This window comes from Ideonella sp., from assembly GCF_035254525.1.
In the GTDB taxonomy this organism is placed as follows: Bacteria; Pseudomonadota; Gammaproteobacteria; order Burkholderiales; family Burkholderiaceae_C; genus Ideonella.
Map to the genome: position 1 here is coordinate 17,302 of NZ_DATFAN010000205.1, position 10,024 is coordinate 27,325.

Annotated in this window: 6 protein-coding genes and 1 pseudogene; 5 read left to right on the forward strand and 2 right to left on the reverse strand. The window is 70.2% G+C overall.

The window, feature by feature from the left end; genetic code table 11:
* The first annotated feature begins 12 nt into the window (after window positions 1–12).
* From creC to VJ693_RS23020, 5 genes are all read left to right on the forward strand, one after another.
* The gene (gene creC, locus VJ693_RS23000; RefSeq protein ID WP_324158107.1) at window positions 13–1,473 is read left to right on the forward strand and encodes a two-component system sensor histidine kinase CreC; all 1,461 of its coding nucleotides are present in this window, start codon (window positions 13–15) and stop codon (window positions 1,471–1,473) included.
* A gap of 108 nt (window positions 1,474–1,581) precedes the next feature.
* Window positions 1,582–2,976 carry a cell envelope integrity protein CreD gene (gene creD / locus VJ693_RS23005; protein WP_324158109.1) on the forward strand — a complete coding sequence of 465 codons (1,395 nt, stop codon included), beginning with the start codon at window positions 1,582–1,584 and terminating at the stop codon, window positions 2,974–2,976.
* Between the two features lie 55 nt (window positions 2,977–3,031).
* Window positions 3,032–4,711 carry a GMC family oxidoreductase gene (locus VJ693_RS23010; protein ID WP_324158111.1) on the forward strand — a complete coding sequence of 560 codons (1,680 nt, stop codon included), beginning with the start codon at window positions 3,032–3,034 and terminating at the stop codon, window positions 4,709–4,711.
* A gap of 319 nt (window positions 4,712–5,030) precedes the next feature.
* Window positions 5,031–5,789, forward strand: coding sequence for a TSUP family transporter (locus tag VJ693_RS23015; RefSeq protein ID WP_414652352.1), 759 nt, complete (start codon window positions 5,031–5,033; stop codon window positions 5,787–5,789).
* A 109-nt stretch (window positions 5,790–5,898) separates the two neighbouring features.
* Window positions 5,899–7,596 (forward strand): AMP-binding protein, encoded by a 1,698-nt coding sequence (locus VJ693_RS23020; protein WP_324158114.1) that lies wholly within the window; start codon window positions 5,899–5,901, stop codon window positions 7,594–7,596.
* A gap of 36 nt (window positions 7,597–7,632) precedes the next feature.
* Here the strand turns inward: VJ693_RS23020 and VJ693_RS23025 are convergent, their stop codons facing one another.
* Window positions 7,633–9,834 carry a malate synthase G gene (locus VJ693_RS23025; protein ID WP_324158116.1) on the reverse strand — a complete coding sequence of 734 codons (2,202 nt, stop codon included), beginning with the start codon at window positions 9,832–9,834 and terminating at the stop codon, window positions 7,633–7,635.
* Window positions 9,835–9,890: 56 nt separating this feature from the next.
* Window positions 9,891–10,024 (reverse strand): annotated as a pseudogene (locus VJ693_RS23030) (haloacid dehalogenase); the annotation flags it as partial.

Sequence of the window (10,024 nt, forward strand, 5' to 3'; positions counted from 1 at the left end):
CTTCGACCCGCCATGCACCTCGGCCTGCGGCTGTTCTTCGGCTTTCTGGTCATCACCGGCCTCGCGGCCTTTTTCGTGATGCGCGTCTTCGTCGCCGAGGTCAAGCCCAGCGTGCGCGAGGTGATGGAGGACATCCTGGTCGACACGGCCAACCTGCTGGCGGAGGACGCGGCGGCCGACCTGGCCGCCATGCCCACCGGCGGCGACCTGCGCGGCAGCCGCTTCGCCGGGGCCGTGCAGGCCTATGCCGCGCGGCCCGTCGATGCGCAGATCTGGGGCCTGCACAAGCGCCGGCTGGACCTGCGCATCTACGTGACCGACGCCCAGGGCCGCGTCGTGCTCGATGCCGGCACGGGCGCCAACGCCCCGGGCGCCCTGGGGCGGGATTACTCGCGCTGGCGCGACGTGGCGCTGACGCTGCGCGGCGAGTACGGCGCCCGCGCGACGCGGGAGGTGCAGACCGACGAGGCAAGCTCGGTGATGTACGTCGCCGCGCCGGTGCGCGGCCCGGCCGGCGAGCTGCTGGGCGTGCTGACGGTGGCCAAGGCGCAGTCGACCGTCGCGCCGTTCATCGAACGGGCCGAGCGCAAGATCCTCGTCGCCGGGGCGTGGCTGCTCGGCCTGTCGCTGGCGATCGGCGTCGCGGTCACGCTGTGGGCCGTGTGGGCGGTGCGGCGCCTTCGCCGCTATGCCCAGCAGGCCGGCGCCGATGCGGCCTCGCCGAGCGCGCCGCCGCAGCTGCCGGGCGAGCTTGGCGAGCTCGCCCGCGCGATGGGCGCGATGCGCGAGCGGCTGGACGACCGCGCCCAGCGCGAGCAGTTCCTGCGCGCGCTGACGCATGAGCTCAAGGGCCCGCTCGCCGCGATCCGCGGGGCGGCCGAGCTGCTGGAGGATCCGGCGCTGACCGAGGCCGATCGGGCCCGCTTCGGCGCGCAGGTCGGCGAGCAGGTCGAACGCCTGCGCGAGCTGGTCGACCGGCTGCTGGAGCTGTCCAAGCTGGAAAGCCCCGGCCAGCCGCTGCACCGCGAGGTGGTCGAGCTCGGCGCGCTGACCGACCGCGTGCTGGCCGACCATGCCGCGGCGCTGCAGCAGCACGGCCTGGCGCTGCGGTGGCTGGTGCGCGACGAGGCCCGCGTCAGTGCCGACCCGGCGCAGCTCGCGCTGGCGCTGTCGAACCTGCTGGCTAACGCGATCGATTTCGCGCCGGCCGGCTCGGCCCTCGAACTGCAGTTGCGGGCCGGCGGCGGGCAGGCGCGCTGGGTGCTGCGCGACCACGGCCCCGGCGTGCCCGGCTACGCGCTGCCGCACCTGGGCGAGCGCTTCTTCGCGACCGCCCGGCCCGGCAGCGCGCGCAAGGGCAGCGGCCTGGGCCTGGCGATCGTGCGCCAGGTGATGGCGCTGCATGGCGGCGCGCTCGAGATCGCGCCCGCCACGCCGGGGCTGCAGGTCACCCTGCGCCTGCCTCTGGCCTGAGCCTGCAATTCACTTTCGCTTCACGCAGCCCATCGCCACTTCACCGGCGTGCGAGACGCTGTCGCCTCCAACCCAACCCAACCCGGACCCGCGAGGAGGCGGCCCCTGATGAAGAATTCCCTCTGGAGCAAGGCGCTGGCGATTGCCGTGGTGGCGACGCTGCTCGGCATCCTGCTGGCGCGCATCGGCTTTCTGGTCGACGAGCGGCGCGGCCGCCAGCTGGAGGCCATCCACAGCGTGCAGCAATCGCAGGCCGGTGCGCAGGCGATGCTCGGGCCCTGGCTGCACCGGGCATGCGTCGAGGAATGGGATGTCGAGGTCGGCGAGGGCAAGGATCGCCGGCGGCAGCCCGAGCGGCGCGATTTCACGCTGCAACTGGCCGCGCAGCGCCTCGATGTCAAAAGTTTCGCCACGGCCGAATCGCGCTACCGCGGCCTGTTCAAGATCAACGGCTTTCTCGGCCGGCTCGACCTCGAGGCCCACTGGCCGACGCTGCAGCCGCTGGAGCCGGCGCCCAGCGTGCGCGGCTCGCGCCTGGCCTGCGGCCCGGCGACGCTGATGCTGGCGCTGTCGGATACGCGCGGCGTGCAGCGCGCCGAGCTGAAGCTCGACGGCCAGCCGCAGGCCGTGAGCGCGGGCACCGAGCACCCTGCCTACCCGCGCGGCCTGCACGCGGCGCTGGCCGGGCGGGTGCTTTCGGAGCCGCTGCGGGCGCAGTTGTCGATCGACCTGCGCGGCACCGGCCGGCTCGAGCTGGTGCCCGCGGCAGCTCAGACCGAGTGGACGCTGAAGTCGGATTGGCCGCACCCGTCCTTCGGCGGGCGCTTCCTGCCGGTGCAGCGCGAGGTGAGCGAGGAAGGCTTCGGTGCGATCTGGCGGATCACCGAACTGGCCAGCAGCGCGGCGCGCGACGTGGCTCAGGGCATGAAGCTGTGCAACGGCGACGCGGCCGGTGTGGCACCGGCGGGCGACGACGAACTCGGCACCCCGAGCGACAACCCGAACTGCCTGGACACGCTGGCGGTCTCCTTCATCGACCCGGTCAACCCATATGTGCTGTCCGACCGCGCCGTGAAGTACGGCCTGCTCTTCGTCGCGCTGACCTTCGTCGCCGTGGCGCTGACCGAGGTGCTGGCGCGGCCGCGCGTGCGGCGCGTGCACCCCGTGCAGTACGCGCTGGTCGGCCTGGCGCTGAGCCTGTTCTTCATGTTGCTGCTGGCCCTGTCCGAGCATTTGCGCTTCGAGCTGGCCTACCTCGCGGCGAGCCTGGCCTGCGCCGCCGTGCTGGGCGTCTACGGCAGCCACATGCTTGGCGGCTGGCGAGCCGGCACGGCCTTCGGGGCGGCGCTGGCCGGGCTGTATGGGCTGCTCTACGTGCTGCTGACACGCGAGCAGACCGCGCTGGTTGTCGGCACCGTCGGCCTGTTCGTGCTGGTGGCCACGGTGATGATGCTGACGCGCCGGATCGACTGGTACCGCCTGTTCGACGAGCTCAAGAAATAGGCCCCCGCGCTCGCTCGCGCTCGCTGCCCCCCGGAAGCGGCCGTACCATGCCCCGATGATCGAAGCCCCGACCTACGACCACATCATCGTCGGCGCCGGCACCGCCGGTTGCCTGCTGGCCAACCGGCTGTCGGCCGACCCCGAGCGCCGGGTGCTGCTGATCGAGGCCGGCGGCGCGGACGACTACCTGTGGATCCACATCCCCGTCGGCTACCTCTACTGCATCGGCAACCCGCGCACCGATTGGCTGTACCAGACCGACGCCGATCCCGGGCTCAATGGCCGGCGCCTGCGCTACCCCCGCGGCAAGGTGCTGGGCGGCTGCTCGAGCATCAACGGCATGATCTACATGCGCGGCCAGGCGCGCGACTACGACGGCTGGGCCGCCGAGGTCGGCGACGCCAACTGGCGCTGGGAGCACTGCCTGCCGTTCTTCAGGCAGCACGAGGACCACTGGCGCGGCGAGGATGCGTTGCACGCCGCACCCGGCTTCGACCCGACCGGCAAACGGTCGGGCGGCGAATGGCGCGTCGAGCGCCAGCGCCTGCGCTGGGACGTGCTCGATGCCTTCGCCGAAGCCGCGCAGCAGGCCGGCATCCCGGCCACGCGTGATTTCAACCGTGGCGACAACGAAGGCGTCGGCTACTTCGAGGTCAACCAGCGCAGCGGCATCCGCTGGAACGCGGCCAAGGCCTTTCTGCGGCCGGTGATGGGGCGCGAGAACCTGCAGGTCTGGACCGGTGCGACCGTCAGCCGCCTGCTGCTCGAGCCCGGCCCCGACGGCCGCCCGCGGGCTGCCGGCGTCGAGGTGCTGCCGCTCGGTGGCAGCGCGCCGCTGCAGGGGCGCTGCCGCGGCGAGGTGGTGCTGGCCGCCGGGGCGATCGGCTCGCCGCAGATCCTGCAGCTGTCGGGCATCGGTCCGGGCGAGTGGCTGCACCCGCACGGCATCACGCCGCAGGTCGAGCTGCGCGGGGTCGGTGCGAACCTGCAGGATCACCTGCAGATCCGCGCGGTGTTCGCCGTCGACGGCGTCAAGACGCTGAATACGCTGGCCTCGAACTGGTGGGGCAAGGCGATGATCGGGCTCGAGTACCTGGCGCGGCGCAGCGGGCCGATGAGCATGGCGCCGTCGCAGCTCGGCGCCTTCACGCGTTCGGATCCGGCACGTCCGTACGCCAACCTCGAATACCACGTGCAGCCGCTGTCGCTGGATGCCTTCGGCGAGCCGCTGCACGCGTTCAACGCCTTCACTGCCAGCGTGTGCAACCTGAACCCCGAGTCGCGCGGCCGGGTGCGCATCAACTCGCCACGGCCCGACGAGGCGCCGTCGATCCTCGCCAACTACCTGTCGACGCCCGGAGATCGGCAGGTCGCGGCCGAGTCGCTGCGCCTGACGCGGCGCATCGCCGCGATGCCGGCACTCGAAAGGTACCGGCCGCGTGAGGTCAAGCCCGGTGTCGAATACCAGACCGACGACGAGCTGGCCCGCCTGGCCGGCGACATCGGCACGACGATCTTCCACCCGGTGGGCACCTGCAAGATGGGGCGCGACGACGATCCCGACGCGGTCGTCGACGCCCGGCTGCGGGTGCGCGGCGTGGCCGGCCTGCGCATCGCCGACGCGAGCGTGATGCCGACCATCACCAGCGGCAACACCAACGCGCCGACGCTGATGATCGCCGAACGGGCCGCGGCCTGGCTGCGGGCCGAGGCGACTGCGCCGGTCACGGGGTAAGACCCGATGGGCGAAGGTGTGGCGCACCGTTAGAGTGCAGCTACTTTCGGCCGACCGCCCTGCACGGGTGCGCGGTCGAAGGGGGTCCGAGGAGACAAGTCCGGGCCAAACACCACAATCCGTCAAAGGCCCCCGCGCGCCTCCATCCCCCAGGCCGCGAGAGTGACCATGCAAGAATGCAAGGGCGCCAGCCACCCGCTGGCGCCCTTTGCTTTTGCGGCCCCCTAGGCCGCGGCTGCGCCGCGGTCCGTCCCCCGAGGGGGAGCGGCGCCCTTGGGGCGGCCCGGCGGGCGCCATCGTCCCGTCGCATGCGCCCATGTTGGATCTGTTCGCTGTCGCTGTCGCCTCCCTGCTCGCCGGTCTGATCGACGCCATCGTCGGTGGCGGTGGCCTGATCCTGGTGCCGGCGCTGTTCGCCGCCTACCCCGGCGCGGCGCCGGCCACGCTGCTGGGCACCAACAAGGCGGGCGCCATCTGGGGCACCGCCTGGGCGGCCCTGCAGTTCACGCGCCGTGTGTCCCTGCGCGCCACCACGCTGGTGCCGGCGATGGTGGCGGCGCTGGTCGGCAGCTTTGCCGGCGCCTGGGCGGTGACCGGTGTCGACGCCAGCGCGCTGCGGCGCGCGCTGCCGCTGGTGCTGCTGGCGATCCTGGCCTACACGCTGGCGCGCAAGGATCTGGGCCGCCACCATGCGCCCCGTTATGGCGCGGCCCGCGAGCCGCTGGTGGCCGGCGCGATCGGCGTCGCGATCGGCTTCTACGATGGCTTCTTCGGCCCCGGCACCGGTAGCTTCTTCGTCTTCCTGTTCGTGCGCCTGCTGGGCTACGACTTCCTGCACGCCTCGGCGGCGGCCAAGCTGCTGAACACCTCGACCAACCTGGCTGCGATCGTGCTGTTCGCCTGGACCGGCCACGTCTGGTGGCAGGTCGCCGCGGTGCTGGCCATGGCCAACGTGGCCGGCAGCCTGGTCGGCACGCGGCTGGCGCTGAAGCACGGTGCGGGCTTCGTGCGCGCGGTGTTCATCGCGGTGGTCGGTGCGCTGATCCTGAAGACCGGCTACGACGCGTTCCTGCGTTGAGGCCCCGCGCAGGCGCCACCCCCTCGCCCGGTGAGGGTTCGCGCCGATGACGGCGACGGGCCCGGCTGGCTACGCTGTCCGGCCAGCTTCATCAACACGCGCCCCACCCATGACCGCCAACGACACCTCCTTCGGCCTGCCGGTGCCCGACTCGGCGCTGGCGCTGCAGCGTCTGTATCACCTGGAGCGCAGCGCTGCCGACCGCGTGGCCTTCACCCAGCCGATGGGCGGCGGGGTCGTGCTCGACCTGACCTGGCGCGAGGTGATGGACCAGGTCCGACGCCTGGCCGCCCACCTGAAGGACAAGGGTTTCGCGCCCGGCTCGAACATCGCGCTGCTGTCGAAGAACACCGCCTGGTGGCTGATCTGCGACTGGGCGATCTGGATGGCCGGCCACGTCTCGGTGCCGCTGTACCCCACGCTGTCCGCCGACACGATCCGCCAGATCCTGCAGCACAGCGAGGCGCGGCTGCTGTTCGTCGGCAAGCTCGATGGATTCGAGGGCATGAAGGACGGCATCCCCATGGGTCTGCCCTGCATCGCCACGCCGCTGGCGCCGCCGATCGACTACACCCCGTGGGACGAGGTGCTCAAGACCGCCCCGCTGCAAGGCGAGCCGGTGCGCCCGGCCGACGAGCTGTCGACCATCATGTACACCTCCGGCACGACCGGCATGCCCAAGGGCGTGATGCACACCTTCGGCACCTTCGCCTGGTCCATCCTGTCCGGGCTGGACCGCGTGCAGGCGATCGACGAAAAGACCCGCATGCTGAGCTACCTGCCGCTGTCGCACGTGGCCGAGCGCACGCTGGTCGAGCACGGCCAGCTCGCCACCGGCATGCACGTGTACTTCGCCGAGAGCCTGGAGACCTTCACGCAGGATCTGCAGCGCGCGCGGCCGACGGTGTTCTTCTCGGTGCCGCGGCTGTGGGTCAAGTTCCAGCAGGGGGTGCACGCGAAGATGCCGCCGGCCAAGCTGCAGCGGCTGCTGTCGATCCCGATCCTGGGCGCCATCGTGCGCAAGAAGGTGCTCGGCGCGCTGGGGCTGGACCAATGCAAGTTCGCCGCCGGCGGTGCGGCGCCGATGCCGCCCGAGCTGTTACGCTGGTACGAGCGGCTCGGCCTGCCGATCGTCGAGGTCTACGGCATGACCGAGAACTGCGGCGTCAGCCACGCCACGCTGCCCGGCGTGCCGCGGCCCGGCACGGTCGGCGTGACCTACCGCGGCGTGCAAAGCCGCATCGACCCGGCCAACGGCGAGATCCAGGTCAAGAGCCCGGGCACGATGCTGGGCTACTTCAAGGAGCCCGAGCTGACGCGCCAGAGCTTCACCGACGACGGCTGGCTGCACACCGGCGACAAGGGTCAGCTCGATGCCGAGGGCAACCTGCGCATCACCGGCCGGGTGAAGGACTTGTTCAAGACCAGCAAGGGCAAGTATGTGGCGCCGGCGCCGATCGAGGACCGGCTGGTGATGCACGCCTCGGTCGAGGCCTGCTGCGTGACCGGCGCCAACCTCGGCCAGCCGCTGGGCATCGTGATGCTCAACCCGGATGCCGCGAACGCCGCAAAGAACGGCGGCCGCGGCGACCTCGAGGCCTCGCTGGCCGCGCACCTGAAGGTGATCAATGCCGCGCTCGACCCGCATGAGCAGCTCGAGTGCATCGTCGTCGTGACCGAGCCGTGGACGGTCGACAACGGCGTGATCACGCCGACCTTCAAGGTCAAGCGCAACCGCATCGAGGAGATCTACGCGGCGCGCTACGAGGCCTGGGTCGGCAGCCGCAAGCCGGTGTTGTGGGCATGAGCGCCTGCGGCGCTCATGCCCTTCGGGCCGACCGTTTCAGCCTGCCTTGACTTTCAAACGCCAGGCGTGAAGCAGCGGCTCGGTGTAGCCGCTCGGTTGCTCGACGCCCTTGAACACCAGGTCGCACGCAGCCTGGAAGGCCTTGCTCTCATCGAAGCGGCCGGCCATCGGCTGGTAGGCCGGGTCGCCGGCGTTCTGTTTGTCCACCACCTTGGCCATGCGCTTGAGCGTGTTGCGCACCTGCGCCTTGCTCACCACGCCGTGCAGCAGCCAGTTGGCCATGTGCTGGCTGCTGATGCGCAGCGTGGCACGGTCTTCCATCAGTCCCACGTTGTGGATGTCCGGCACCTTGGAACAACCCACGCCTTGGTCCACCCAGCGCACCACGTAGCCCAGGATGCCCTGCGCGTTGTTGTCGAGCTCCTGCTGCTTCTCAGCGTCGCTCCAGTTCGGGTTGGCACTCACGGGCACGGTGAGCAGGCCGGTCAGCAGGTTGTCGCGCTCGGCGGCGGCGTCGGTCTTCTCCAGCTCGATCTGGATGTCGCTCACCTTGACCTGGTGGTAGTGCAGCGCGTGCAGCGTCGCACCCGTGGGGCTGGGCACCCAGGCGGTGTTGGCGCCGGCCTTGGGGTGGGCGATCTTTTGCTCCAGCATGGCCTTCATCAGGTCGGGCATGGCCCACATGCCCTTGCCGATCTGCGCCTTGCCGCGCAGGCCGCAGGCGAGGCCGACGAGCACGTTGTTCCTCTCATAGGCCTGGATCCAGGCGCTGGTCTTCATGTCGCCCTTGCGGATCATGGGCCCTGCGTGCGTGGCGGTGTGCATCTCGTCGCCGGTGCGGTCCAGGAAGCCGGTGTTGATGAAGGCCACGCGCGCGGGCGCCGCGGCGATGCAGGCCTGCAGGTTGACCGAGGTGCGCCGCTCCTCGTCCATGATGCCGAGCTTGACGGTGTTCTCCGGCAGTCCCAGGAGCTTTTCCACGCGGCCGAACAGCTCGTTGGCAAAGGCCACCTCGGCCGGGCCGTGCATCTTGGGCTTGACGATGTAGATCGAGCCGGTGCGCGAGTTGCGCACGCCGTTCTGCGTCAGGCCCTTCAGATCGTGCAGCGCAATGGTGGTGGTGATGACGGCGTCCATGATGCCTTCATGGATCTCGCTGCCGTTGCCGTACAGGATGGCCGGGTTGGTCATCAGGTGGCCAACGTTGCGCACGAACAGCAGCGAGCGGCCGTGCAGCTTGATCTCTTCGCCATTGGCGCCCTTGTAGACGCGGTCGGCATTCAGGCGACGCACAAAGGTCTTGCCGCCCTTGCTCACTTCTTCGGTCAGCGTGCCCTTGAGGATGCCGAGCCAGTTGTCATAGGCCACCACTTTGTCGTCGGCATCGACCACGGCCACCGAGTCTTCCAGGTCGAGGATGGTGGACAGGGCGGCTTCGATCAGCAGGTCGCTCACGCCGGCGGCATCGCTCTTGCCGATGGGGGTGCTGGGGTCGATCTGGATCTCGATGTGAATGCCGTTGTTGCGCAGCAGGATGGCCGAAGGGGCGGCGGCGCTGCCCTGGTAGCCGACGAACTTGTTGCAGTCGGCCAGGTGCGACTTGCTGCCGTCCTTCAGTGCCACCACCAGCTTGCCGCCTTCCACCGTGTAGCCGGTGGAGTTGATGTGCGAGCCCTTGGTCAAGGGGGCCACGCGGTCGAGCACGTAGCGGGCGTATTCGATCACCTTGGCGCCGCGCACCGGGTTGTAGCCCTTGCCGTCGGCGCTGACCTTGGTGGCGCCCTTGGTTTCGGGCAGGGCGTCGGTGCCGTAGAGCGCGTCGTACAGCGAACCCCAGCGCGCATTGGCGGCGTTGAGCGCGTAGCGGGCGTTCAGCACCGGCACCACCAGCTGCGGGCCGGCCTGCACGGCCAGTTCAGCGTCCACGTTGGTGGTGTCGCTGGCCACGGCTGCGGGCACCGGCACCAGGTAGCCGATCTTTTCCAGGAAGGCGCGGTAGGCCTTCATGTTCTTGATCGGGCCGGGGTTGGCCTTGTGCCAAGCGTCCAGCTCCAGTTGCAGGCGGTCGCGTTCGGCCAGCAGGGCGGCGTTCTTCGGGCCCAGGTCGTGGGCCAGCTTGTCGAAGCCTTTCCAGAAGTCGGCGCTGCTGATGCCGGTGCCGGGAAGGACCTTGTCTTCAATGAAACGGTACAGGCTGGTGGCAACTTGCAGCCGCTGGCAGGTGGTGCGTTGGGTCATGGTGTTCAACTCCTCAATCAAAAAATACGAACTCGTTGGGCGCGTTGTGCAACGCTTCATTCCGCCGGGAAAAATCCCAGCACATCGTTCAGGGTGCTGCCGGTGCGCACGGGCTGGGTGCCCAGCTCCTCGAACGGCAGGTCATAACGGTTGACCCACAGGGTCTGATAGCCGTACCAGGTGGCGGCCA

Coding starts and splice junctions, on each gene's coding strand:
- creD (WP_324158109.1), top strand. CDS start 1,582: ATGAAGAATTCCCTCTGGAGCAAGGCGCTGGCGATTGCCGTGGTGGCG.
- VJ693_RS23020 (WP_324158114.1), top strand. CDS start 5,899: ATGACCGCCAACGACACCTCCTTCGGCCTGCCGGTGCCCGACTCGGCG.
- creC (WP_324158107.1), top strand. CDS start 13: ATGCACCTCGGCCTGCGGCTGTTCTTCGGCTTTCTGGTCATCACCGGC.
- VJ693_RS23010 (WP_324158111.1), top strand. CDS start 3,032: ATGATCGAAGCCCCGACCTACGACCACATCATCGTCGGCGCCGGCACC.
- VJ693_RS23025 (WP_324158116.1), bottom strand. CDS start 9,834: ATGACCCAACGCACCACCTGCCAGCGGCTGCAAGTTGCCACCAGCCTG.